The sequence below is a fragment of the Myxococcus eversor genome (assembly GCF_010894455.1).
Taxonomy (GTDB): domain Bacteria; phylum Myxococcota; class Myxococcia; order Myxococcales; family Myxococcaceae; genus Myxococcus; species Myxococcus eversor.
The window spans coordinates 135,752-159,577 of record NZ_JAAIXY010000008.1 but is presented as its reverse complement, the minus strand read 5'-3'; the positions used below and the strand labels follow the sequence as shown (position 1 = coordinate 159,577).

26 protein-coding genes are annotated in these 23,826 nt (G+C 67.9%); 13 read left to right on the top strand and 13 right to left on the bottom strand.

What is annotated here, in order from left to right; all coding sequences use genetic code 11:
* Nucleotides 1-12: 12 nt before the first annotated feature.
* Together G4D83_RS18010 and G4D83_RS18005 are read right to left on the bottom strand one after the other, a co-directional pair.
* On the bottom strand, nt 13-1,263 hold the full coding sequence (locus tag G4D83_RS18010; RefSeq protein WP_163866003.1) for a kelch repeat-containing protein: 1,251 nt from the start codon (nt 1,261-1,263) through the stop codon (nt 13-15).
* Nucleotides 1,264-1,435: 172 nt separating this feature from the next.
* On the bottom strand, nt 1,436-1,762 hold the full coding sequence (locus G4D83_RS18005) for a DUF2171 domain-containing protein (RefSeq protein WP_163866002.1): 327 nt from the start codon (nt 1,760-1,762) through the stop codon (nt 1,436-1,438).
* A gap of 204 nt (nt 1,763-1,966) precedes the next feature.
* Here G4D83_RS18005 and G4D83_RS18000 point away from each other — a divergent pair, with 204 nt between their 5' ends.
* Nucleotides 1,967-2,164 carry a hypothetical protein gene (locus G4D83_RS18000; protein WP_163866001.1) on the top strand — a complete coding sequence of 66 codons (198 nt, stop codon included), beginning with the start codon at nt 1,967-1,969 and terminating at the stop codon, nt 2,162-2,164.
* Between the two features lie 149 nt (nt 2,165-2,313).
* Nucleotides 2,314-2,829: an aminoacyl-tRNA deacylase gene (locus G4D83_RS17995; RefSeq protein ID WP_163866000.1), complete on the top strand. Its 516-nt coding sequence runs from the start codon at nt 2,314-2,316 to the stop codon at nt 2,827-2,829.
* Here the strand turns inward: G4D83_RS17995 and G4D83_RS17990 are convergent.
* From G4D83_RS17990 to G4D83_RS46845, 4 genes are all read right to left on the bottom strand, one after another.
* Nucleotides 2,826-3,227, bottom strand: coding sequence for a hypothetical protein (locus tag G4D83_RS17990; RefSeq protein ID WP_163865999.1), 402 nt, complete (start codon nt 3,225-3,227; stop codon nt 2,826-2,828). The genes G4D83_RS17995 and G4D83_RS17990 overlap by 4 nt on opposite strands.
* Nucleotides 3,224-4,513, bottom strand: a complete 1,290-nt coding sequence (locus G4D83_RS17985; protein WP_163865998.1) for a type II toxin-antitoxin system HipA family toxin — start codon at nt 4,511-4,513, stop codon at nt 3,224-3,226. Before G4D83_RS17985 ends, G4D83_RS17990 begins: the two co-directional genes overlap by 4 nt.
* 154 nt (nt 4,514-4,667) lie before the next feature.
* Complete coding sequence (locus G4D83_RS17980) at nt 4,668-5,696, bottom strand: ABC transporter ATP-binding protein (RefSeq protein ID WP_163865997.1); 1,029 nt, start codon at nt 5,694-5,696, stop codon at nt 4,668-4,670.
* Between the two features lie 105 nt (nt 5,697-5,801).
* Nucleotides 5,802-5,936, bottom strand: a complete 135-nt coding sequence (locus tag G4D83_RS46845; RefSeq protein WP_275902377.1) for a hypothetical protein — start codon at nt 5,934-5,936, stop codon at nt 5,802-5,804.
* A 275-nt stretch (nt 5,937-6,211) separates the two neighbouring features.
* On the opposite strand from G4D83_RS46845, the gene G4D83_RS17975 reads away from it, so the two are divergent.
* From G4D83_RS17975 to G4D83_RS17950, 7 genes are all read left to right on the top strand, one after another.
* On the top strand, nt 6,212-7,168 hold the full coding sequence (locus G4D83_RS17975) for an RCC1 domain-containing protein (protein WP_163865996.1): 957 nt from the start codon (nt 6,212-6,214) through the stop codon (nt 7,166-7,168).
* Between the two features lie 136 nt (nt 7,169-7,304).
* Nucleotides 7,305-7,604 carry a hypothetical protein gene (locus G4D83_RS17970; protein WP_163865995.1) on the top strand — a complete coding sequence of 100 codons (300 nt, stop codon included), beginning with the start codon at nt 7,305-7,307 and terminating at the stop codon, nt 7,602-7,604.
* A 109-nt stretch (nt 7,605-7,713) separates the two neighbouring features.
* Nucleotides 7,714-8,694, top strand: coding sequence for a C2 family cysteine protease (locus G4D83_RS17965; RefSeq protein ID WP_163865994.1), 981 nt, complete (start codon nt 7,714-7,716; stop codon nt 8,692-8,694).
* Complete coding sequence (locus tag G4D83_RS46165) at nt 8,691-9,098, top strand: hypothetical protein (RefSeq protein WP_240356392.1); 408 nt, start codon at nt 8,691-8,693, stop codon at nt 9,096-9,098. The genes G4D83_RS17965 and G4D83_RS46165 overlap by 4 nt, the downstream gene beginning before the upstream one ends.
* Nucleotides 9,099-9,238: 140 nt before the next feature.
* Nucleotides 9,239-9,667 carry a hypothetical protein gene (locus G4D83_RS46160; protein ID WP_338041929.1) on the top strand — a complete coding sequence of 143 codons (429 nt, stop codon included), beginning with the start codon at nt 9,239-9,241 and terminating at the stop codon, nt 9,665-9,667.
* A gap of 56 nt (nt 9,668-9,723) precedes the next feature.
* Nucleotides 9,724-10,065 carry a DUF2845 domain-containing protein gene (locus G4D83_RS17955; RefSeq protein WP_163865993.1) on the top strand — a complete coding sequence of 114 codons (342 nt, stop codon included), beginning with the start codon at nt 9,724-9,726 and terminating at the stop codon, nt 10,063-10,065.
* A gap of 247 nt (nt 10,066-10,312) precedes the next feature.
* Nucleotides 10,313-10,855 carry a biotin transporter BioY gene (locus G4D83_RS17950; protein ID WP_240356391.1) on the top strand — a complete coding sequence of 181 codons (543 nt, stop codon included), beginning with the start codon at nt 10,313-10,315 and terminating at the stop codon, nt 10,853-10,855.
* A 15-nt stretch (nt 10,856-10,870) separates the two neighbouring features.
* On the opposite strand, the gene G4D83_RS17945 is transcribed toward G4D83_RS17950, so the two are convergent.
* Both G4D83_RS17945 and G4D83_RS17940 read right to left on the bottom strand, forming a co-directional pair.
* Nucleotides 10,871-11,599, bottom strand: a complete 729-nt coding sequence (locus tag G4D83_RS17945) for a YopT-type cysteine protease domain-containing protein (protein WP_163865991.1) — start codon at nt 11,597-11,599, stop codon at nt 10,871-10,873.
* A gap of 258 nt (nt 11,600-11,857) precedes the next feature.
* Nucleotides 11,858-11,995, bottom strand: coding sequence for a hypothetical protein (locus tag G4D83_RS17940; protein ID WP_163865990.1), 138 nt, complete (start codon nt 11,993-11,995; stop codon nt 11,858-11,860).
* Between the two features lie 212 nt (nt 11,996-12,207).
* On the opposite strand from G4D83_RS17940, the gene G4D83_RS17935 reads away from it, so the two are divergent.
* Together G4D83_RS17935 and G4D83_RS17930 are read left to right on the top strand one after the other, a co-directional pair.
* Complete coding sequence (locus G4D83_RS17935) at nt 12,208-13,191, top strand: hypothetical protein (protein WP_163865989.1); 984 nt, start codon at nt 12,208-12,210, stop codon at nt 13,189-13,191.
* Between the two features lie 150 nt (nt 13,192-13,341).
* Nucleotides 13,342-14,547: a hypothetical protein gene (locus G4D83_RS17930; protein WP_163865988.1), complete on the top strand. Its 1,206-nt coding sequence runs from the start codon at nt 13,342-13,344 to the stop codon at nt 14,545-14,547.
* Nucleotides 14,548-14,637: 90 nt separating this feature from the next.
* On the opposite strand, the gene G4D83_RS17925 is transcribed toward G4D83_RS17930, so the two are convergent.
* Nucleotides 14,638-16,305 (bottom strand): carboxylesterase family protein, encoded by a 1,668-nt coding sequence (locus G4D83_RS17925; protein ID WP_163865987.1) that lies wholly within the window; start codon nt 16,303-16,305, stop codon nt 14,638-14,640.
* 444 nt (nt 16,306-16,749) lie between these two features.
* Here G4D83_RS17925 and G4D83_RS17920 point away from each other — a divergent pair, with 444 nt between their 5' ends.
* Both G4D83_RS17920 and G4D83_RS17915 read left to right on the top strand, forming a co-directional pair.
* A complete protein-coding gene (locus G4D83_RS17920) occupies nt 16,750-17,481 on the top strand; it encodes a DUF6310 domain-containing protein (RefSeq protein ID WP_338041924.1) in 732 nt (243 codons plus the stop codon).
* Nucleotides 17,478-18,233 carry a DUF5953 family protein gene (locus G4D83_RS17915; RefSeq protein ID WP_163865986.1) on the top strand — a complete coding sequence of 252 codons (756 nt, stop codon included), beginning with the start codon at nt 17,478-17,480 and terminating at the stop codon, nt 18,231-18,233. Before G4D83_RS17920 ends, G4D83_RS17915 begins: the two co-directional genes overlap by 4 nt.
* A 370-nt stretch (nt 18,234-18,603) precedes the next feature.
* On the opposite strand, the gene G4D83_RS17910 is transcribed toward G4D83_RS17915, so the two are convergent.
* The 4 genes from G4D83_RS17910 to G4D83_RS17895 all read right to left on the bottom strand — a co-directional run bounded on the left by G4D83_RS17910 (nt 18,604) and on the right by G4D83_RS17895 (nt 23,778).
* Entirely contained in the window at nt 18,604-20,259 is a 1,656-nt protein-coding gene (locus G4D83_RS17910; RefSeq protein WP_163865985.1) for an FAD-binding dehydrogenase, read from the bottom strand.
* 45 nt (nt 20,260-20,304) lie between these two features.
* Nucleotides 20,305-20,832: an ureidoglycolate lyase gene (locus G4D83_RS17905; protein WP_163865984.1), complete on the bottom strand. Its 528-nt coding sequence runs from the start codon at nt 20,830-20,832 to the stop codon at nt 20,305-20,307.
* A gap of 86 nt (nt 20,833-20,918) precedes the next feature.
* Nucleotides 20,919-22,328: a M16 family metallopeptidase gene (locus tag G4D83_RS17900; protein ID WP_163865983.1), complete on the bottom strand. Its 1,410-nt coding sequence runs from the start codon at nt 22,326-22,328 to the stop codon at nt 20,919-20,921.
* A gap of 13 nt (nt 22,329-22,341) precedes the next feature.
* A complete protein-coding gene (locus G4D83_RS17895) occupies nt 22,342-23,778 on the bottom strand; it encodes a M16 family metallopeptidase (RefSeq protein WP_163865982.1) in 1,437 nt (478 codons plus the stop codon).
* Nucleotides 23,779-23,826 lie beyond the last annotated feature (48 nt).

Sequence of the window (23,826 nt, the reverse complement as noted above, 5' to 3'; positions counted from 1 at the left end):
GGAGGGCTCCGCTCAGCGCAGCGTCAGTCCCTCGGCGCGACACTGCTGGGCGTCACACCCCTCGACGACGCAGGGGGAGCACTCGAGCATCCCACCGCAGCCGTCCGGCACCGCGCCGCACGCGTCCTCCCGCGACTCGCACGTCGCCGGGACGCAGCCCGTGGGCTGGTACTTCTCGCTGGAGTCGAGCATGCCCTCCACCTCGTTGGCACCGCCCACGAGCAGCACCGAGCCGTCGCGCAGCGGCAGCGCGCCCGGCAGGCCCCGAGGCTCCGTCAGCGTGGGAGCGGACACCCACTGGCCCGTCATCGGGTCGAAGCGCTCCACCGACGAGAGCGCGCCCGACGTGAAGTGCTCGCCGCCCAGCACCAGCACCTGGCCCTCCGGCGTCACCACCGCGGCATGGTGCTCGCGCGGCACCGACGGCGACGCCACCAGCGTCCACAGGCCCGTCAGCGCGTCGTACACCTCGGCCGTGCTCGACGCGCGCGCGGTGCCACCGCCCACCACCAGCACGCGCCCGTCCGGCAGCAACGTCACGGTGTGCCCCTGTCGATGCGTCCCCGCCGCGCCCCCCGCGAAGCCCGCCTTCTCCCAGCGGCCGGTGGCCACGTCATACAGCTCCGCCTGCAAGCCACTCACGAAGAGCGCCTTGCCCGTGGCCAGCATCACCGCCGTGCTGGCGCCACCCCGCACGAAGCCAGGCGGCGTCGCGGCGGACCACGTGTTCGTCACGGGGTCGAACAGCTCCGCCGAGCGGCGAGGCCGGCGGTCCACGTCGGTGCCACCCGCCACCAGCACGCGGCCGTCGGGGAGCAGCACCGCCGCCGGGTCATTCCGGGACTCGGCCATGGGGGCCACTCGCATCCAGGCGCCCGCCGTCGGCACATACACCTCGGCGTCCGCGAGCGCGCTCGGCGTCAGCGTCTGCGCGCCGCCCACCACCAGCACGCGCCCATCCAACAGCCGCACCGCCGCGTGGTTGCGACGCTCCTTGTGCATGGAGCCCGTCAGGCTCCACATCCCCGTCTCGGGCTCGAACACCTCGCAGCTCATCAAGGTGCGCTGGCCGTCATGGCCTCCAGCGGCGAGCACCCGCCCGTCCTCCAGCGTGACGAAGGGCAGCAGCTTGCGCGGCGTCATCAGCCTCAGGGGCTCGACGCCCGTGTCCCACGCGCCCCCGTCCGCGCGCGGAGCGGAGTTGCACGAGAACACGAGCGCGATGAACGCCACGCCGAGAAATGATGTCTGGATACGTCGCATGAGCTCCACTCGCCTCGCTGGTCGGAGGGAGCCCGTGTAGCCTGACGGTCTGACATTTCCGGGCTGTCCGACCTGAGTGATTCCGGACGCTTGAACGGCGTACCGGGTCGGAAATCCCCCACTCGTGCGGAGCCCGCACCCACGCCGCCGAATCCTGGCGACACAGGGGTGCTCAGTGGCGCACGGAGTCCTCGTCCGATGGGGCGGAGACGTTCGTCGGCTCGGTGTCCATGCCGCGCGAGCTGCGGGGAGGCAGCGCGCCGCCGTCGTCATCCACCTCCAGCGTCAGCAGCGGATGGTCGGCGCGGGACAGGTAGACCTCGTCGCCGCTGACATGGTCCACGTCGCTGAACTCCACCAGGTAGTCGTGTCGGGGAATGGGGACCAGGCCCTGCTCCAGTTCGAAGTGGATGTCACCGACGGCGGCGACCCGGCCCACCTCGCGGCCATCGGAGGCCCTCACGGTCATTCCCTCGCGCACCTCGCCAGACTGAATCATCACGACCTCCTCGCGGCTGCATGACGCCCGGCGCACCCGGGCCCCTCGTCAGGGAGAACCTGCGGGCGTGGTGCGCGTGACGACAGTCCGACGGAGCAGGCAGGGAAGCGCTCGTCGTCCTGGCATGGGCGAAGGGAGGCGCTGGAGTGGGTGGGCGGCTCGGGCGGAGTGGAGTGCCTAACATTCGCGACAGGAGGTGGCCGCATGTTGCTGGAACTGTCCGCGGAGGAAGCCCGCGAGCTGAAGCAGGCGCTGGACACGGCGTTGCTCGAGTTGCTGACCGAGATTTCCCACACGGACCAGCGCGCGTACCGAGACTTGCTCCGTGAGCGGTATGACCGGCTGGACCATCTCAACCGGCGCCTGGAGCTGTCGCTGGAGGGCAGTCAGGTCTACGCCTGAGGCGGGGCTAACGCATCGTCCGGCGGGACGGGGCGAGGGAGCCGGGCGCCGGGGTGGCGGCTCGCGAGGCGGGCGCGCGAGAGGCGGGGCGTGGTGCGCGAGGGCGCGCGGACGCACCTTCTGCCGCGAGCACCGACGGAGGCCGCGCCATGATTCCACAGAACATCATCCAGTACCTGGAAGGACACAACGTCCCCTTCGAGCGCAGGCCTCACCTGCGAGCCATCACCGCGCAGGCGCTCGCGGCGTCACTGCACGTCAGCGGCTTCCAGGTGGCCAAGTCGGTCATCTTCCGCTCGGATGACTCGCTGTGGATTTGCGTGGTGAGCGCGCCGGACTCGGTGAACCTGGACCGACTCGCGGAGGTGACAGGCGCGAAGAACCTGCGGCTCGCCGAGGAGTCGGAGTTCGCCCCGCTCTTCCCCGAGTGCGAGGTCGGCGCGGAGCCGCCCTTCGGAAGGCTCTACGGAGTCCCGGTGGTGGTGGATGAACACCTGCGCCACGCGGAGCGGCTGCTGTTCCGCGCGGGCTCCCACGCCGAGGCCCTGGAGATGCGCTTCGCGGACTTCGAGAACGTGGAGGCCCCCTTCACCGGACTCATCGTTCACGACCGCCAGCGCGAACAACTGCGCATCGAGAACGACAGCTTCTCGCTGCAGCCCTAATCCTCGGACGGCGCGATTGAGCGCCGCCGCTGCCGCTTGTTCTTCGCGAGCGCGGCGCGAAGCATCTCGCGACGCTGCTTCTCGTCATCGTCGAGTGGCCGTGGTTCCTCGAGGCGGGGAAACGTCAACACGACCTTCCCTCCGAACGGCGCGAAGATTTTATTGAGCGTCTCGAGCGTCGGGTTCGCATCCGGCTCGTCCTCGAGCTTCGCGATGATGCTGGCGGAGAGCTTCACGGCGCGCGCGAAGGTCTTCCGGTCCATTCCCAGCATCGTTCCGCGGAGGATTCGCGAGACGTCTCCAAAGTCGAACTCTCCAGCGGCGACCATGGCGGCGAGCTCTTCCAACAGCGCTTTGCGTTCGAGCGGGGTCAACTGGGCGACGTCGGCGCGCTTCATAGGAGCCCCCACGTGCGGAGGCGCTTCTCGGTGTTTAGAAGGCCGAGCCCCGCGAAGTTCAGCGTTTCTTCCGGCAGCCCGAGGTCGGCGAGAAGTTGGGGAAGCTTACGAAGGCGCGAGGCGAGGTCATGGAGTCCTTCTCGCAACGACGATTCATCCGCGCCGAAACTTCGGAGAAGCCCATCCCAGTCGACATCTCCGCCGCGCTCGTACCCTTCCCACGTCGTGGTGCGGGTGATGCCTTCGAGGTCCATCTTCATCGGCGCGAAGTCGAAGATGGGCGCGAGGCGGACGGTGCTGTCCGTTTTGAGCACGGCGATGTTCCTGCAGTGGTTGTCCGAATTGCCGAACACTTGATTCAGCAAGTCTCGCTTCAGGTATTCGAGGCGCACCATCGGCCAGACCGCCCTGGGGACGACGTGTTGCAGTACGCCTAATACCGCTTGATGCTTTTGGAAGGACCCGGGCTCGGCATTGAGTAGCGAGTAGAGGGATTCGAGTCCGAATCGAATCTCGCGACCGTCTCGTCGCGCGACGTCGAAGCGGGGAAGCCAGAGGCTCGGGCCTGAAGGACCTTCGTGAAGCGCGAGTCCCTCTTGCGGAATGGTTTCGAACCCGAGTTCAGCGAGCGCTTTATAATACACATACTCGGACCGGAGAATGGTTCGGTCGCGTTCGTCGCGGCTGCGCGCGAACTTGACGAGGTAGTGCCTATCCGGGCAGGAAGGTTCATCCTGCCAGACGTCGATCCACACATGGTCTGTGTCGTCGCAGCGGAGCAGGAGTTTCGGCGAATCACCGCCAGCGCCTGTCGCACCTCCAACCTGCGCTCCAGCGTTGACGGCGTACTCGATGAAGGCGTGCTCGCGGTCGATGACGGCCTGGCGAGGGAACCGCTGGGGAGCTTCCTTCTTTACGGGAACGGCCTCCTCGACGCGGAGGTTGCCGACCGGCGCAATCGTTCCTTTCCGCAGGAGCTCGATGTCACTCGCCGATTCATCAGGGAGGTTCAGTCGCCGCAGCCACCAACGGCGGGCACTTCCCATGGGTTGCAGGTCATCGAGGAACGCGGGCCAACGACGGCGCCAGACCTTGGGGCCGAACTCGACCGGGAGGTTGAGACTCACCGCTGTCAGCGGCGGCGGATCCGCAATCCACCGAACCCAATAGTCGTACTCGTACTCAAAAACGCACCCTCCACGTCGACCCTCCCCGGGCGCGTTGAACTCAAGCAGCGCCGCCCGCTGCCACGACCCGTCGATGAGCGCCTGGAGGTGCACCTTCATATAATCCTTTATAACGGATTAAAGAGGCCCAGGCCGGGACGATTCATCCATTAAATCGGATTTAAATGGCCCGCCGGCACGGGTTTAATCCACTATAACGGATCAACTGAAGTATGAGGCAGGCCACTTCGCGGCCGGGATACGGCCTCGCTCCTCAGCTGGACGAGCCCTGGGCCCGTCCCGTCCGAGCATCGAAGCGTCGCAGCTTCGATGCGTCGAAGCGCAGTGACACGGGAGTCCCCGAGGCGGCGCGGAAGTCACCGGGTGCACGGGCCACGAGCTGCTCACCCGCCACGTCCACCGTCACCCAGCTCTCCGCGCCCATGGGCTCCACCAGATACACGAGCCCCGTCAGCGCGCCCGGTGACGCGGAGTCCCGAGCCATCACCTCCAGGTGCTCGGGACGCAGTCCCAGCACCACGTCCTCGGCCTCCAGGCCCAGCGTCCGGGGCTTCACCAGATTGATGCGCGGCGAGCCGAAGAAGCCCGCCACGAACAGATTCGCCGGCGCGTCGTACAGCTCTCGCGGCGGCGCCACCTGCTGCACCTCGCCCTGGCTCATCACCACCACCCGGTCCGACAGCGTCATCGCCTCCGACTGGTCATGCGTGACGTAGATGAACGTGGCCTGGAGCCGCTCGTGCAGCTTCTTGATTTCACCGCGCATCTGCGTGCGCAGCGCGGCGTCCAGGTTGGACAGCGGCTCGTCGAACAGGAACACCTTGGGCCGCCGCACCAGCGCGCGCCCCAGGGCCACGCGCTGCCGCTGACCTCCCGACAGCTCCTTCGGCCTGCGCGACAGCAAGGCCTCCAGTCCGAGCACCGACGCCACCTCGCGCACCCGCGCCTCGATGTCCGCGCGCGACAACCCGGCGACCTCCAGCGGGAAGGCCAGGTTCCTCGCCACATCCAGGTGCGGATAGAGCGCGTAGCTCTGGAACACCATGGCGATGTCGCGCTCCTTCGGCGACATGCCGTTGACCACCTCGCCGTCGATGCGCAGCGTGCCGCCGGACAGCTCCTCCAGTCCGGCAATCAGGTTGAGCGTGGTGGACTTGCCACAGCCGGACGGGCCGACCAGGGACACGAACTCACCGTCGGCGATGTGCAGCGTCACGCCCTTCACCGCGGCCACGCCCCCTCGATACACCTTGCGCACGTCCTCCAAGGACACCGTCGCCACGCGGCTACGCCTCCCCGGAGCCCGAGCCTCGGGCCCACCACGCGCGGGTTCTCTCCATCGAAGCCGTCTCTCGGATGATGCGCATGGGTACAGCCAACCCCCACGTCACCGGGCACGGCAAGCGCCATGTCGCGCCGCCGTGCACCCGCTGACAACCCGCGCCTGCAGCGCCACCGTCATGCCGCCGTCGATGACGAAGGCGGAGCCCGTCAGGGAGGGAGGGTCATCGGAGGCGAGCATCAGCGCCGCGTCAGCGACCTCCGCCGCCGTGGCCAGCAGGGCTCCGTCAATTCCTGGCGTCAGCAGGAATATCGCCAGGTGAGGGGTTGAGTGTCTCGGGACAACTGACCCAGACTCGCCGCGCGCGCAATTCCTTGCGCTCCCCGACGACAGAAAGAGACCCACCGATGCAAAACCCTCTCATGCGGTTACATCGAGTCTTGTGGTTGAGCGTGGCGGTGACTCTCGGAGGTTGTGGAGAGGTCGATGTCGGCGGAGGAGAAACCGACAACCTCGTGTCCTCCCCCCAGGCGCTCGGCGCGCAGGAGCAGGTCGCGGCGGGCGAGCGACACACCCTGAGGCTGGGCACGGGCGGCACCGTGTGGGCCTCGGGCAACAACGCGGTGGGCCAACTCGGGGACGGCACCAACCTGGACCGAGCCAACCCGGTTCAGGTCTCCGGGCTCTCCAACGTGGTGAACATCGCCGCGGGCGCCTATCACTCGCTGGCCCTGCGCGCCGACAACGTCGTCTGGGCCTGGGGCTTCAACACCTACAGCCAGATTGGAGACGGCACCACCACCCACCGCCACGCCCCCGTCCCGGTGTTCGCCCCGGCGGTGGGAGTCGCCGCGGGCTACCTCCACTCCCTCGCCCTGCGTTCGAATGGCACCGTCTGGACCTGGGGCCAGAACCGCCCCATCACCCAGGTCGCGGGACTCACGCAGGTCGCCGACATCGCGGCGGGAGAGGACTTCTCGCTCGCCCTGCGCGCCAACGGAACTGTCTGGACCTGGCTCACCAGCGCCACCACGGCCACCCAGGTCTCCGGCCTCACCCAGGTGACCGCCATCGCCGCCGGGAGAAGGCACTCGCTGGCCCTGCGCGCCAACGGAACCGTGTGGACGTGGAACGCCGTCCAGCCCCCCACCCAGGTCCCCGGCCTTTCCGGCGGGGTCTCCATCGCCGGAGGCGAAGGGTATTCGCTGGCGACCGACGCCGATGGCTACGTCTGGGGTTGGGGGAGCAATTCGTGCGGCCAGCTTGGAGACGGCACCACCACCGACCGCCCCACACCCATCAGGGCCACCGGCCCCGAGTTCGCCGTCTCCATCGCCGGTGGATGGCGTCACTCCATCGCCCGAACCTTCGATGGCACCCACTGGACCTGGGGCTGCAACGACTGGGGCCAGCTCGGGGACGGCTTGAGCAACACAGTGCGTTATCTCCCGCTCCAGCTCCCCGCCCTCTAGCCCCCCAACCATGCGCACTCACAGTCAAGGCCATACGGCCCGTGCAGGGGCCCATGGTAGCCTCCACCCACATCATCCAGGGCGAGGACCGCTCCACGCGGCCCCGCCCGTCCTGACGACCGGGGGAAACAGCCACATGGCATCCGACACCATCACGCTCATCAAGGGCCAGGGGCCCGTCGCGCTTCCGGAGAAGCCCCACCTGCGCGTGGCCAGCGGCAACTTCTGGCCCGAGGAAGTCGAAGCCAAGGGGGGCCGCGAGAAGCAGCTCACCGCAGGCCTCTTCATCATCGACACCCGCACGTCGCCCTCGAAGCAGGAGCATGTGCGCGTCCACGCGACCCAGGTGGTGGAAGTGGATGGAGCCTCGCTCGAAATCCTCGAGGTCAGCGGCGCCGAGGGCACGGAGCCCGCCATCCACCTGAAGGTCCGCTGATCTCCGCACGCATAGTGCGGGCCCGACGCAACTCTTGCGTTGACCTCGCGATAATCCAGACATGCATCACTGACGCCCTTGGGGGGGCGACAGTCCAGGGGGAACATCCATGAGCTTCAAGATTGGGAATGAGGGGTCCCGCGTCACCCAGACCCTCCCGAAGGCCACCGAGAGCGTCCAGCCGCAAGTCAAGACGCAGGAGGCCCGCCAGCAGCAGTCGAGCGCCCGGACGCAGGACGGCATGCTGCCGCCCAGCCGCCGTGAGCAGTTCGCCGCCGCGCTGTTTGGCGCCACTCCGCGGACCAGCGGCGCGGAGAGCCCGAAGACGAAGGACCCGAAGGCGCTCGACACCAACGTCACCTACGGCCCGGTGAAGAACGGCAGCCTCTTCGAGGCCGGCACCGACGGCGTCAACGCGCACTGGAACGACGTGCAGCAGGGGCAGATTGGCGACTGCTACCTGATGACGTCCATGGGTGCGATTGCGCGCGCCAACCCGGCCCTCATCGAGAACATGGTCAAGGGCCCGGACGCGTCCGGCAACTACAACGTCACCTTCCAGGACAAGGGCAAGCCGGTGACCATCACCGTCACCCCCGACCTGCCCCTGAACTCCAGTGGCAACCCGGCCTACGCCGCGACGCCGCGGGAGGGTGGCAAGGCGGAGCTGTGGCCGGCCCTCGTCGAGAAGGCCTATGCCCAGTGGAAGGGCGGCTACCCGAAGATTGTCCATGGCAACAGCGCCAACGCCATGGAGGCCATCACCGGCAAGAAGAGCAGCAGCCTGGACGTCGGGGGCGCCACGCTGGCGGACCTGGAGAAGCGGCTGAACGCGGGCGAGGCCATCACCGCGGGCACGCACGACGACATCAAGTTCCTCGGCTTCGACATCGCGGACGGCACCGACAAGCCGCTCTACAAGAACGGCACGCTGGTGGCGGACCACGAGTACTTCATCTCGGGCGTGGACACCAAGGCGGGCACGGTGACGCTGCGCAACCCCTGGGGCTCCGGCACGCCGGACATCGTCCTCACCGAGGCGCAGTTCCGCGAGTCCTTCCAGTACGCCAACACCAACCCGACGAAGTGAGTCGACGGGCGGCGGTGGGCACGCGCGGGTGGACCGGACTGGCACTGGCCCTGGGGCTGGTGCTGTCCGGGTGCGCTCGTGAGACGCCCGCCGTGCCGCCCTCCTCGGCGGAGCAGTCCGGCACCTTCACGCTGACGAAGAACCACGGCCCGCTCCAGGTGACACCGCACCTGAGCCTGGCCACGGGCAACTTCTGGCCCGAGGACACGGATGCGGGCGTGCGCGGGTCCACCGCCGCCCTCTTCCTCTACGACTCGCGAGTCGTTCCACCGGAGCAGCGGCACGTGCGCGTGCGCGCGGGCCAGACGGTGGAAGCGGCCGGCGAGGTGTTCGAAGTCATCGAGGTCATCGACCGCGGCGACGAGCAGCGCCTGCGCCTCAGGCTGCGTCCGCGTCAGCCCTAGACGGAGCGGGCAGGCAGCGCGGGGGCTTCACGCGGCTTCAGCATCCCCGCGGCCATGCGCGCGGTGAAGGCGCGCGGTGCGAAGCGCGGCAGGTTGGCCCGGAGCCAGTTGCGCCAGCCGGCGATGAGCGAGGCCCTCCCCTGCTCGAGGCCTCGGAGGCCCGCGAGGGCCACCTGTCCTGCCGTGGCCACCGGGCCCACCGCCACCTGCCGGGTGCCCACCACGTCGAAGAAGGCCGTCTCCACGGGCCCCGGGCACAGCGCGAGCACCCGCACGAGCAGCGACTGTTCCGCCTGGTCCGCGCCTTCCTCGCGCCGAGAGTCGAGGCGCTGCGCCCCAAGGACCTCGACATGGCTGTCTTCATCCTCGTGCACTCGGTGGAGACGCTGTGCATCAAGGCGGTGTCGGACCGGCCGGACTATCTGACGAACGAGACCTTCCTCGACGAGCTGGGTGCGTTGATGCAGGGATATCTCCAGCCGGCGGGGGAGTCCGCACGGGCCACGCCGAAGCGGGCGACGGGACGGAGGAGAAACCCGGCCTCGCGGGAAATCACCACGAGCTCGTGAATATCCCGGGGGCGCCTTCGTCCTTCGCGCACCCCCGCTCGTTGGAGCTGCCTCGCATGCGTACCCTCCTGGCCGGCCTCGTCCTCGCCTCCTTCATCGTGCCCTTCCGTGGTGAAGCGGCGTCCATGCGCTGTGGCAGCAACCTCATCTCGGATGGCGCCTCCCAGTCCGATGCGGTCATGAAGTGCGGACAGCCCATGAGCACGCACGTCCGAGAAGAGTCGACCTCCACGAGGAACCGGGTCCGCGGAGGCAAGGAGGACTCCGCCACCACGCAGACGGTGACGGTCCAGGTGGAGGAGTGGACGTACAACTTCGGGCCCAACCGCCTCATGCAGGTGGTCACCTTCACCGACGGCAAGCTGACCGACGTGCGCAGCGCGGGCTACGGCAAGTAGAGCCGCCGCGCGGCCCCGAAACCTGAATCGAGAGAGGGGCGGTGCCTCATGCACGCCCAGGCGGCACACCCGGAAGTCTCGGGCGAGCCCCCCTTCGCCTCCTTGCATCGGTGAGCGTCCTCACCGAGCATCGGTCCGTGTCTTCCCTCCCCTCCGCGTCGTCGCGCGGCTCGCACTCCTCGCTGGTGGGTCGGCGGTGAGCGCGGGCGCGAGTCCTCCACCGCATCGCGTCCTGGCTGACGTCTTCGTGCGCACGCGTGCCCAGGAGGCCGCGCTCGTCCTCGGCGCGGCGCTCTTCACGGCCTTGTGCGCTCAAGCCTCCATCACGGTGCCGGGCTCACCCGTGCCCGTCACGGGACAGACGTTCGCCGTCGTCCTCACGGCCGCCGCGCTCGGGCCTCGGCGAGGCGTGGCCGGGCAGCTCGCCTATCTCCTGCTGGGAGCGGTGGGGCTGCCCGTCTTCGCGAAGGCGGCCAGCGGCTGGGCGGCGCTCGTCGGGCCCACTGGCGGCTATCTGGTGGGCTTCCTGCCCGCGGCCTTCCTCGTGGGCCTCGCGGCGCGCCACGCCTACGACAGACGCCCGCGGACAGCGGTGCCCCTCTTCCTCGCGGGGCAGCTCGTCATCCTGGCCACGGGCGTGTGCTGGCTCAGCGTGGCGGCCTCTCTCGGACTCGCCACGGCCATCCACAAGGGCTTCGTGCCGTTCATCCCCGGGGGGCTGCTCAAGGCCGTCCTCGCCGGTGTCGTCACCTCCCTCGCCTGGCGACGCGTCCAGGCTCGCGAAGCCTGACCTCCGCAGGGGCCTTCAGTTGCAGCGCAGCAGGTTCCACTGGTTTGTCTTGTAAGGGCATTCCGGGCCCATGAGCGCGTTGATGACAACCGCCGCGTCTTCCGAACTCGAGGCGAAGACCTCGCCGTAGTTGGGGTCGAAGATGTAGAAGTAGGTCGAGAAGACGCCATCCGAGCGATAGATGGCCATGGCATGCTCCGAGGAAGTCGTGCCATGCACGGGTGTGACGACGTAGGTGGAGCTCTTGTGTATCTTCTCCGAGGCAATCGTCTCGGCCGCTTCGGCGTTCGTGACAGTGACGCTCGTCACACTCGCGGGACGCACCTTCAGCTTCTTCATCACCAGCAGCGCGCTCTTCTGGAGATGGATGCCATTGACGTCGACCAGGGAAAAGCGAGTCATCTCCTCGTCGTTTTCCCCCAGGTATTGAACCAGATTGCCTCGGTTCGGCATGAACCCTGACCTGGCCACGAGGACGAGCGCCTCCTGCATGTTGACCATGTCCATCACCTTCTGCTGACGGGCCAGGTATTTCTGGTGAAGAGCGTGCAGCTCGACCGCTTCGTCGGTGAGCAGTTGGAGTCGAGTGTCCACGTCCTGCTTGGGGACGTCCCACCCATCCTTCTTGCTGTCGAGGATGTGCCTCACCCAGCGGCTGGCCAGGGCGAGACAGAACCCTCCCGCCTTGAGCCCCTTCTTCAGTGCGAGCTTCTTCTGGCTGAACTCCGTCCGTTTTCTGGTCATGAGCCCTCCCCGGCGAGCTGACGCCGGGTGAGCAACGACTGTGCCAGTCCGCGCTCCAGAGCGGCCCCCGCGAGCTAGAGCGGCCCCCGCGAGGAGTATTCCTGACATGCCCTGGGATGGGCACCGGCGTGCGTCCAGCGGCAACGGGCCTGCGTCCATCTGGCACGCGAAGCGGCGCTCGCACCGCGTCAATCGCATCAACGAGCGGGCCAGACTTCACGGGCGCCGGGACGCCGCCGGCGCCCCCCGAGCGGAGCCTCAGGCAACGCGGGGGAGGTCCACCTCGGTGCCGACCACCACGTCGAGGGAGTGGGTGAGCACGTTCCGCGCGATGGCGGCCACCACCGCCGCGTCGCGCGGCCCCTCCTTGCGAGACTGCGCGAGCCGAGGGCCCACGTCCGCCGCGCGCGCAAGCGAGCATCGACGCAGGCACCCGGCTCGGGCACGAGGACATCGAGTTGCCGCGCTGATTCCCTGACGAGGACCAGGTCTGGGCTCACGAACACCTCGACCTGTGCTCATCGGGTGCCCTCGAGTCTGACTTCGTGGAGGGAGACGGAGAAAACAGTGCGTCGATGTATAATGGATGTCTCACCCCTGGAGAATCCATGACTGGACGTCTTCGCAACTGGCTGTCGCTCGTTGGTGGTGTCTGTGTCTTGCTGGCCTCGCTTCCAGCGAGCGCGAACCTCTGGCCTGGATACACTCCGGGCCTGCCGGTGTATGTGATTGGTCGGTTCCACAACGCCATGGCGATGGTGCAGTACCTGCAAGCCCAGGGCATCGCGGCGGAGACGTATGCGGCGAGCAGCTACGTGTGGAGCTCGGGCCAGGTCCTGCTGACGGGGACGAGCGCGGCCAACACGGCGGGCGCGGCGACCATCTCCGCGGGAAACGTCGGGTGGATGCAGGCCGCCGCGGCGGAGGCGCTCTCTGGCAGCGCGCAAATCATCGTGGTGGGCGAGGGCATCGGTCCCATCACCGTCACCGAGGCGGCCATCGCCATGCAGACGGGCGCGGAAATCACGTCGGTGGCCGTGCCCGGCAGCGCCGTCGCCATCGAGGCCACCGCCGCGGAGGCCCAGGCCGCCGTGAGCACGGTGGGCGCCATCGCGGGGACCACCGTGGCCCCCATCGTCGTGGCGACCGTGCTGGTGGTGGGCACCGTCATCATCGCCGTCGAGGTCGGCGCCATCGTCTACTACTGCCATCAGGCCGGCGGGCTCATGCAGTGCTTCGTGGACCCGTCGTCGACGCCCGCGACGGGCCCTGTCACGGACGGCGGTCCGCGCGATGGTGGCTCCGGCCCGCAGGACAGTGGGTCCTTGCCTCCGGGTGGCTCGAGTGACGGCGGGTACACGGCCCCGGGCGGCGGCTGGGACGCTGGAACCCCCGGAGGTGGCTGGGACGCCGGCCGTGCTGATGCGGGGGTCTACACTCCGAGCCTGCCCACGGGAGGCGGGACACCGGATGCCGGCACGGTGGGCCGCTATGGCTACTGCGGTTGCTCATGGACGTCGCTGTATTGCGGAGGCCGCTGCCAGGCGGGCCTGTACTGCGACTGGACGGGCACCTGCACGGCACAGCACTGACCCGCGGCTTACACGGGTTCGCTGCGACAAATCCGAGCCGGCTCCGTTCCCCATCACGATGAGCCCTGCTCCTGCCCCAGGTTCCCCTGAGGGCATGGAGCAGTTGACCGGGTTCCACTCGGACTTCACTCGGGCCGACCCTGGAAGCGCATGAGCCAAGACGCCACGCCCTCGTTGTCCCCCGATGAACTGGAAGCGCTGAACGATGCCCACATGTGGAGCGAAAAGCTCCAGCACCTCGCCAACATCGAGGTCGAGTACCCCTCGCACCGTCCCATCTCCTCCGGAGGGCAGAGTCCCACGCACAGTCAGGGCGTCTTCTATCGCCTGGGCTTCAGGCACCTTCGCTGGCGCGCCACGGATGGCTCCGACCATGGAGGCTCGCTCGCCCTCGTGCGGGGTCGGTGGTTCAAGGAGGACGCGGCCTACAACTTCCCGCCCGACGTCCAGGCGATGATTGTGGACGTGCACAATGACCAGGCCATGGCCTTCCTCACCTACAAGGAGGGAGAGGACGTGGACCAGGCCCAGGTGGTGGCCGCCGCGGCGGGCGAGGAGGGCGCGGCCATCCCCGTCGCCCGGAGCATGGGTGAGTACATCCGGAAGGCCGTGGAGGCGCGCTTCTCCAACTATTGGTTCCTGGAGCCGGACCTGGGGAGAGCCACGCGGGACTGGGTGGATGCCCAGCCGCTGCGCGACGAGCCCAACTTCGAGGTGAAGGTGGAGGCCGTGGAGCCCGCTGACGCAAGCGCGCTGCGGGCCCAGTTGCTCGACTGGCTCTCCAGCCGAGGCCGCAAGTCCATCGCCGTAGCGGCGGGCTACGAGGGCACGGACGGAGCCGGCCTGTCGCGAGCCATTGAACAGGTGCTCGCCACGGGCAAGCCCGCGGCCCAGAAGAAGCTGACGGCCCGGCTGTTGAAGGATGGCGGCCATGACTACCGCCAGGACTTCTTCCTGGACCCACTCCCCGAGGGGCTCGTGGCGGTGCGGCTGCACACCACCCGGCTCAGGTCGGCCTACCTCGGCGCCTTCCGAAGCACGCTGAGCCCCAAGCTGCTCCAACTCCTCCTGGATTGCCCGGGAGCGGAGGCGCTGCATCAGGCGGTGGGGAACCTCGACCACGTCCGCTTCTCCTTGGCGCGCTACGTCGACATCGCCCCGCGGTTCATCGTGAACGCCTTCGCCAGAGAGCCCGAGAAGACGCTGCCCCGGGGGAGGGTCCATGGCCAGTTGCACCTCGTGGCGCTGCTCCCGCGGGCGCTGCTCCCCTCGGGCTGCGAGCCAGGCGCGACGTTCCACTCCATCGCCCCAGCCAGTGACGGTGCCTACGACGGCAAGGTCATGAAGAGCATCTGAGCGCCTCCGCGATATCCGCGGGACCTCTATTCGCGGCTCCGAGTGCCCTGGGCGACCCTACGACCGGAGCGCCCAGGGACACGTCGGGCCTCAGGGCCTCTGCTGTGCGAGCAGCCACTCCCAGACCTTGGGGTCCTTGTAGACGGTGTCCCAGATGCCATGGCCACCGGTGTTGTAGAGCGTGAAGAGGACCGGGTGTGCCGGCCCCGCGCCCGTCGTGTCCATGGAGGCCTGTCCGTTGATCCACTCCCACTTCTTCGTCGCGGGGCGGAAGAAGGCCGTCTGCGTCGCGTTGGGCGCGGTGTAGGTGCTGAGCACGCCGCTCGTCCCGCCCATGGCGGTGCCGAACTGGTCGAACCAGGAGGCGGTGGCGGTGTAGAGGTACTGGCCGTCATTGACGGCGTGGAACGCCCAGATGCCGAGCCCCGAGGCAATCATCCCGTTCGCGTAGGCCTGGTCTCCGGGCCAGGACGTCGGGCACGCGGCGACGATGCCCGCGAGCCGCGAGGGGAACGTCCTGGCATAGGAGAGCGAGCCCCCGCCGCCGAGACTCAGGCCCGTCATGTACACGCGGCGCGGGTCGACCTTGAGCTGAGAGACGATGTGGTTGAGGAAGGGATGGAGCAGGTTCTCGGCCTCCCACGGGCTCCAGGTGCTTCCGGGCGACGCCTGGGGCGAGACGAGGATGAAGGGAAAGTCCTTCCCCTGGTTGTCGATGTAGTTCTGCGGCCCATGCACGCGGACCCGCTTGAGCTGCGTGGGCCCGCCGTCACCCGTCTCCGATTGCCCATGGAGGAAGAAGACGATGGGCCAGTTCGAGCCCTCCTGATAGCCGGGCGGCAGGTACAGGACGTACCCGTAGTTGCCGGGTGAGGACGCCGTCCTGTAGACCTCCGTCGTCGTTCCGCGTCCCGTGGGCGCGGCAATCACAGTCACCGTCGTCGTGTTCGACGTGCTGGCGCCGTCGTCATCCGTGGCGGTGAGTTCGAAGATGTACGTCCCGGCGACCAGGCCCGAGACGCTCGTGTTGAGCGAAGTGGGAGTCACGAGCGTGGCGGTGTTGGGTCCCTGCGTCTGGGCCCACTGCCGCGAGACGATGGAGCCATCCGCGTCGCTGGCGGTGCCGGACAGCGTGGCGGTCGTCGTGGGCAGCGTCACCGTCTGGTTGGCGCCGGCGGAGACGGTGGGGGGCGTGTTCACAGGGCCGCTCGGGTCCACGGGGCTGCCGTAGATGACCAGCTCGTTGGTGGCGCCGTACAGCGTCCGGGTGAAGCGCAGGTAGCGGGTGCGCTGGGTGATGGGGAAGAGCTTCCACTGCTCCCACAGGTTCGTGCTGAACGTGACGACGGGTGTCCAAGCGCCGGGGGTTCCGACATCGAACTGGATGGTCCCCGTGTCATACGTGTCGAAGACCCCCAGCTCCGTGAGGTCGTGGGCCGCGCCCAGGTCGATGATGAAGCCCATGGGGTAGGCGCTGGCGTTGTAGACGACGTTGGCCCAGCTCGTCGCCGGCTTGAAGCTGGAGCCGCCGCGCGGATCGCCAATGGCGGCCTGTTCGTCATAGAGCGCCGCGTAGTTGCCCACGACGGGACGGACGTCATCCACCCTCACCATGGAAGGGGTGATGGGAATCTTCACGCTGGTGGCGAGTGATTGTGCGTGGGTTTGTGGCGCGGGTGCGACGTCATCGCCGGGGGCGGCTCCGCAACCCATGCTCCACGCCAACAGCGCCACGGCCTTCCATGAAGCGGTTCTCATCCAGGTGTCTCCTCGCAAGGGGAGCACCACCAGGAGGCAATGATGATGCCATTCATGGATTATTGTAATTTCATGGATTTATGGAGGGCGCCATGAGGAGTCCACCCCGCATGTTGAGGGGCCAGCGCCCAGCACTCAGAAGCTTCAATCCAAGGGACCTCTTCCAAGGGAAGGCACGAAGCAATCAATCCGCATTAGAGGAAACCTCAGAGGCGGGCTAGCCTCGAGCAGTCGCTCTCTGGCTCGAATGAAAAAGACGTGACCATGCATCTCCGAGCGTACGCCGCACTTCTCCTCGTCCTCTCTGCCTGCGCTACGTCAGCGCCGAGCCCAAGGGAGCGCGTGACGCGGGACTCAAGGAGCGCCAACCTCCAGAGAGCAGCGACGCTGCCGTGGAGTGACGGGGGACGCTGCGTCGTGCAAGAGGCCTCCCAGGCATGGCCCATGCTGGTGGAGCGGTGCTTTCATACTCTCGACCGGGAACGGGTCCGGTTTCACGACACCACGGGCAGGTGCTCGCTTGCTTCCGCGGATGCGGCCGTTTGGGGAATTGGCCTCTGTGTCTTGGCGGCGCCGGAGATCGTCGCGGGCGCGGTGATCATCGTCGGCGTGGTGGTGGTGGGAGCCGTCATCAAGGAAGCGCTGGACGCGCATGAGTTGAGCGGGAGTAGCCAGGAGGAAGTCGAGCCCGCGCCCCAAACAAAGCCCGCCTCGCAGGAGCCCTCGTCGAATCGGAAGCCCAAGCCCGAGCCATCAGGGCAGGACGGGTTCCCCCCGTCGCCGACCGAGCCCGTGGAGGGAGAGCGCCGCCCGAATTGCAGGCCCATCCCGGTGCCACATGCGGGAGGAGATGATCCGCATAATGAATGCGCCGACAAGTTTCCGCCGAACCGCTACCCCGGAATGGACGTACTCGTTGGCGGCAAGCTTTTTGATGCGCTGCAAGTCGGCGTGCGCGTCCTGTGGGAAATCAAGACCGACCAATTTGACACGTACAATGCCTTTCTCAAGGGGCAGGTGGTCAAAGACCAGGTGGCCAAGATGAGGGAAGAGCGCGACATCGCGCTGTCATGTGGATATGGCTTCGTCGTTGGGGTGAGCACCGAAGCGCACAAAGACGCGCTGGAACGTGCAGCGAGTGAACTGGATATCGTCGTCACGGGGTGCAAGCGATGACGGCGCAAAGCACCCTCGGCCTCATTGTCTACGCGCCTGCCTTGCTTGCCAGGGACGGTCGCGCGCTCGCTGTTGTGCAGGGGCTCGAGCGGGCTTTCCCCGGCTTGCGCCTCGATTGGAAGGTTTCCGAAGACGGGCGCCCCACCGTATTGCCGCAGCGCGACGCGTGGCTCGACGAAGAGAGCAAGGAGGGTGGCTTCCCTCTCGTGTGCAACGGCGACGAAAGCTCTCCGGTGATGATTTATGGGTTGCAAACACCCGCCCGCCGAGCGCCGGGTGGGCAGCCGTTGCTCGATGTCCACGCAGAGCTGCCCCTGGATGAGGCAGTCATCGCGGCAGCAGCGGATGTGCTTGGAGGCGTCGCAGAGGCAGCCCGCGCGTTCTGGGGGCATGCGACGCCATCTAGCGCGGGGGTCGAAATCGCGCGGCAAACACGCGATCCGGTCCACAAGCCAGGGGTGCCGCCCCGGGGACTGCCAGCACTCAAGCTGCCAGAGCAGCTCAGCTCGGCCGAGATTCCACATTGCCTGGGGTGGCTGAACTATTGGTCTGCCGCGGCCGCACATGCCATCGGGTTCCCGGACCCTGCCCGCGACGCGGACCTGCTCTCTCGGGCGCGGCGCACCGATGCGGGCGGGTGGGTGGTTCGGCTCACGGACGCGCCACTCGACCTGGACAATGCGGCGCACCTGGACGCACTGAAGCGGGCCTACGAGCGCTTCCCAGCAATAGGCCGGCGCGCAGCCCCTTGAGACCCAGTCGAAGAATTGAGGTGGTATGTCCGAAGCGCCACCACGGAAAGCGCTGATGAGCGGCGAAGCAACATGGCAGGGCGACTGGCCTTCGCTTCTGTATGCGTGCGTGCGCGAGCAAGGCGATACATCGCTCACTGCATTCGCCGACGCACACCCCTCCATCCCATTGGTCGAGTTGGCGGAGATGCTCGGCGAGGACCACTTCAGCGCAGGCTCGCCAAATCATGGCAACCCTCCTCGCCACGCCTCCACCCGCCGGCTGGCGCCCGCTCAGCCACGACGACGAGCTCCTCCGCACCCTCCTCCCGGACGACACCGCCTGACCCGCAGGCCCACGGCGGCACCACCGCCGCGGGCCTCTCACGCTCTACACAGCCTTCACCAGCGCCCGACCCGCCGCGCGCCCCGAGAAGATGCACCCACCCAGGAACGTGCCCTCCAGCGCCCTGTACCCGTGCACCCCTCCTCCACCGAACCCGGCCACCTCGCCGGCCGCGTAGAGCCCGGGAATCACCTGTCCCTGCGCCCCGAACACCCGGCCTGACAGGTCCGTCTCGAACCCTCCCAGCGTCTTGCGCGTCAGCACGTTCAGCTTCACGCCGATGAGCGGCCCCGCCTTCGGGTCCAGGATGCGGTGCAGCTTCGCCGTGCGCACCAACTGGTCTCCACGGTACCCGCGCGCCTGTCGAATCGCCGCAATCTGCAAATCCTTCCCGAACGGGTTGTCCAACTGCCTGTCCCGCGCGAGCACCTCGCGCTCCACCGTCGCGAAGTCGAGCACCTGCTTCTCCGTCTTCGCGTTCATCCCCTCCACCAACGTTCGCAGGTCATTCGCGACGACGAAGTCCGCGCCGTGCTCCTTGAACGCCTCCACCGGCCCCATCGCCTTCTTCCCCACCGCCCGGTTGAGCACGCCCTTCCAATCCTTGCCCGTCAGGTCCGGGTTCTGCTCGGACCCCGAGAGCGCGAACTCCTTCTTCAGAATCCACTGGTTCAACACGAACCACGAATACTCATACCCCGTCTTCAAAATGTGCTCGAGCGTCCCCAGCGTGTCGAAGCCCGGATACAACGGCGGAGGCAAGCGCTTGCCCGTCGCATCCAGCCACAGCGAGCTGGGCCCCGGGAGAATCCGGATGCCGTGCCGAGGCCAGATGGGGTTCCAGTTCCTCAACCCCTCCGTGTAATGCCACATGCGGTCGCGGTTGATGAGCCGTCCACCCGCCGCCTCCGTAATCGCAATCATCCGCCCATCCACGTGCGCCGGAACACCCTGCACCATGAACTTCGGCGCGGGCCCCATGCGCTCGGGCCAGCTCTTGCGCACCAGCTCGTGGTTGCCGCCAATGCCTCCCGACGTCACGACCACCGCCGAGCCTCGCAGCTCGAAGTCCCCCGCCGTCTCCCGCGGGCTGCTCACCCCACGCTCCACCTCCGAGGGCACCAGCTTCTTCCCTCGCACCCCCACCACCGCCCCCGCCTCGACGAGCAGCTCGTCCACCTGGTGCCGGAACAGGAACGTCAGCGTCCCCTTCTCCCGCGCCGCCTGCGCCCGCCGGATGAAGGGCGCCAGCACCCCCGGCCCCGTCCCCCACGTCACGTGGAAGCGAGGCACCGAGTTGCCATGCCCCACCGCGCCGTAGCCACCGCGCTCGGCCCAGCCCACCACCGGGAACCAACGCATGCCCTGCGCGTGCAGCCACGGGCGCATCTCCGTCGCCGCGAAGTCGACGAAGGCCTCCGCCCACTTCCGGGGCCAGTGGTCCTCCTCGCGGTCGAACCCCGCCGTGCCCATCCAGTCCTCGAGCGCCAGCGCATGCGAGTCCTTGATGCCCATCCGCCGCTGCTCCGGCGAGTCCACCAGGAACAACCCGCCGAAGGACCAGAACGCCTGTCCTCCCAGGTTCTGCTCGCCCTCCTGGTCCACCACCGTGACGCGCTTGCCCGCGTCCGCGAGCTCCGTCGCCGCGACGAGCCCCGCGAGCCCACCACCCACGACGATGACATCCGCCTGCTGTCCCATCCGGAGCCTCCCAGGTCCAAAACCAACGGAGGCCGGATGATAGCCTCAGTCGTCGACCTGGACGCGCACCCTCGACGCCTCGGCGAACTGACGCACCACGCAGTCCCCCGCGCTCCCATCCTCCCAGGCCAGCATCGCGAACTCCGCCGGGGAGTCCAACGCGATGATGGGGTGGTGCCACACGCCCCGGTGGTAGTTCACGCCCTCCCCCGGCCCACACACGAAGGCCTCCAGCTTCTCCACGTCCGGGCCTCCCTCGGGCAGCCCCGGCGCGACACACACCAGGTACCGCTCGCAGCGCATGGGCAGGAACGCCTGGCTCGAATGCGGATGGTGCTCCAGCAGCTTCACCGTGAAGGGCAGCCCCTGGGGCACCGAGCGGAACACCGCGAGGTTCGGCTTCGCCGACTCCCGCCCGTTCTCCAGCCGCGCCGACCAGTCGAACCGCACCGCCGTGCCCTGATTCGCCGACGCCCCCGGCGCCAGCCCCGCGGAGACCACGTCACCAAACGGGGCGAAGCCTTCCGGCGACAACTTCCGCGCGACGATGACTCGGGGCTCGTGCTCACTCATGCCTGAAGCATATAGCCCTGGGGAATGACGCGCCCAAGGCGACCAGGGCGGAGGCGACAGCCAGCCTCCGCCCCAGGCGGTTCGACTCAGCGAGCCGGCGGCGGCAGCACCTTGAGCTGCGGCTTGACGACCTTCAGGTCGCCCACCACCACGATGGTCATCGCCTCACGCGAGAGCGACCTCGTGGCCATCTGCCGCACCTGCTCGGGAGTGACGGCCATCACCGTCTGCACGTAGTCGCGCAGGTACGAGTCCGGCAGCCCGTGGAGGTCCACGAAGCGCAGCTTGCCGATGATGCCGTTGCGCGACGAGTTCTGGAGCAGGAAGACCCCCGCCAGGTAGTTCTGCACCTCGCGCAGCTCCTCGGCGGAAGGCGGCGTCCTGCGCAGCGTGTCCACCTCCTTGAGCACCTCCTTGAGCGACTCCCCGGTGACGGCCGTCGTCACGTCCGCGTTCTGCACCCAGGACGCATCCCCCACGTGCACGGAGACCGTGCTGTAGGGCGAGTACGAATAGCCCTTCTTCTCGCGGATGTTCGCGGTGATGCGCGAGCTGAAGTAGCCCCCCAGCAGCGTGTTCATCACCTCCTGCTGGACGTAGTCGGGGCTCGTGGGCGGCAGCGCCTTCACCGCGACGCGCACCGTGGACTGCACCGCGCCGGGCCGGTCCAGGTACTGCACCGACTTCGCCACCTGCTGCGTCGGCGGGTTCTCGACTCGCGCGGGGCCCGGCTTCCAGCCGGAGAACGCCTCGCGCACCGCCTTCTCCACCGAGGCCGCGTCGAACCGGCCGACGATGTACAGCCGGGAGCGGGTCGCGCCGATGTTCGCGTCGTAGTACGCGCGCACGCCCTCTCGCGTGTAGCCCTTCAGCATCTCCTCCGTCGGGAAGAGGCGGCCATAGGGATGGTCGCCATAGACGGACTTCGCCAGCAGCTCGTCGGCGAGCGTCTGCGGCTGGCTCCGGAAGATGGCCACGTCACGCAGCAGGTTCGCCTTCACCCGCTCCACCTCCGACGGGGGGAAGGCCGGGTTCTGGATGACGTCCGCGATGAGCGCCACCGCCTGGGGCGCCGACTCGGAGAGCACCTCCAGGCCGACGAAGGTCTGGTCCGGCGTGGTTCCGACGTTGAGCTGTCCACCCAGGCCGGCGGCCGTCTGCGCCACCTGCTCGGCGGAGCGCGTCGTCGTGCCCTCCACCAACAGCTTGCCCGTCAGGTCCGCGAGCCAGACCTCGTTGGCCTTCTCGTGGATGTTGCCCGTGTCGATGGCGAGCTGGATGGCGACCTTCGGCATGTCTCCATAAGGCAGCAGGGAGACCTCCAGCCCGTTGTCGAGCTTGAACTCGGTGCGGACCGGGACCTTGAAGGGCACGGGCGCCGCGGGAGCCGGAGGCGCCTGCTTGACGGGAGCGGCGGCGAGGGCGGGCGCGTTGAGAAGCCCGAGCACCATCAGCGCGGGAGCGACGAGACGACTGCGAAGTGAGCGCGTGTTCATGGGTCGCATGTCCTCAGCGGGCCTGGGCCTTGGTGGGGGCGGGAGTCACCGTGAGCACCGTGCGGTTCTCACGGCGCAGGTACTCGCGCGCCGTCTTCTGGATGAGCTCCGGTGACACCTTCATCAGCTCATCCTCGAGCCGGTTGATGCGCTCCGGGTCGTCGAAGAAGAGCGCGAAGGAGGCCAGCAGGTCCGCGCGGCCGAAGCCGAGGAACGCCTCCACGTGCTCATACAGCCGAGAGCGCGCCTTCACCCGCGCCCGCGCCAGCGTCGCCGCGTCGATGGGCTTCTCTTGAAGCTGCGTCACCACCCCGTCGAACTCCTGGAGAATCGTCTCCGTCGACGTGCTCGCGTCATGGAACAGATAGGCGGTCCACTGCATGGGGCCGTTGTAGTTCCACTGGTTGCCCAGCTCGTTCACCCCGCCATTCAGCTCACCGGCGAGGCCCTTCTTCTGCACGAGCTGCTGGTAGAGCGCGCTGTCGTTGCCCTTGAGCAGCACCTCGTCCACCAGCGCCATGGCGTAGTACTCGGGCGTGCCCACCGCGGGCATGTGGTAGCCCACCGCGAGCGCGGGACGCTCGGCCAGCGGGTCCTTCTTGTCGTGGCGCTTCTCCTTCTCCTGGCGCGGCTCGGAGATGTCCGGCTTCTGGGGCTGCGCCACCGTGGGCAGCGGCCCGAAGTACTGCTTCACCCAGCCCTTCACCTGCTCCGGCTCGAAGTCGCCCACCACCACCAGCACGGCGTTGCTCGGCGCGTAGTACGTCTTGAAGAACGACTTCACGTCCGCGAGCGTCGCGGCCTCCAAATCCTTGAGGTCGCCGTAGAAGTTGTGCGCGTTGTACCAGTTGGTGTTCGCCACCTGCGGCATGTCCAGCCACGGGAAGCCGCCATAGGGCTGGTTGAGGACGTTGACCTTCACCTCGTTGGCCACCACGCCCTGCTGGTTCTTGAGATTCTCCTTCGTCACCTCCAGGCCGCGCATCCGGTCGGCCTCCGCCCAGAGCATCGTCTCCAGCGCGTTGGAGGGGACAATCTCGAAGTAGTTGGTGAAGTCGAAGCGGGTGGAGCCGTTGAGGATGCCGCCGTTCTTCTGGATGAGGCGGATGAACTCCATCTTCCCCAGGTTCGTCGAGCCCTGGAACATCATGTGCTCGAACAGGTGCGCGAAGCCGGTGCGGTTCCTGGGCTCGATGCGAAAGCCGATGTTGTAATAGACGCCAATCGCCGTCTTGGGCGCCGTGGTGTCTCGCGAGAGCACCACCTTCAAGCCGTTGTCGAGCTTGAAGTAGTCCACCGGCACCTGGAGCTTCGGCGTCTCGGCCGGGGCCGCGGCCACCGGCGTCGCCTCGGCGGGGGCCGGGGGTGGGGCTTCTGGCTTCTGGGCTTCATGTGAGGCCGCGCACCCGAGGAACGCGGCGGCTGTGAGCGCTCCAAATACTCTTTTCATCGACCCCTCCCAGGGACCTGGCCATGCGTCGAAGGACGCCGACCCTTA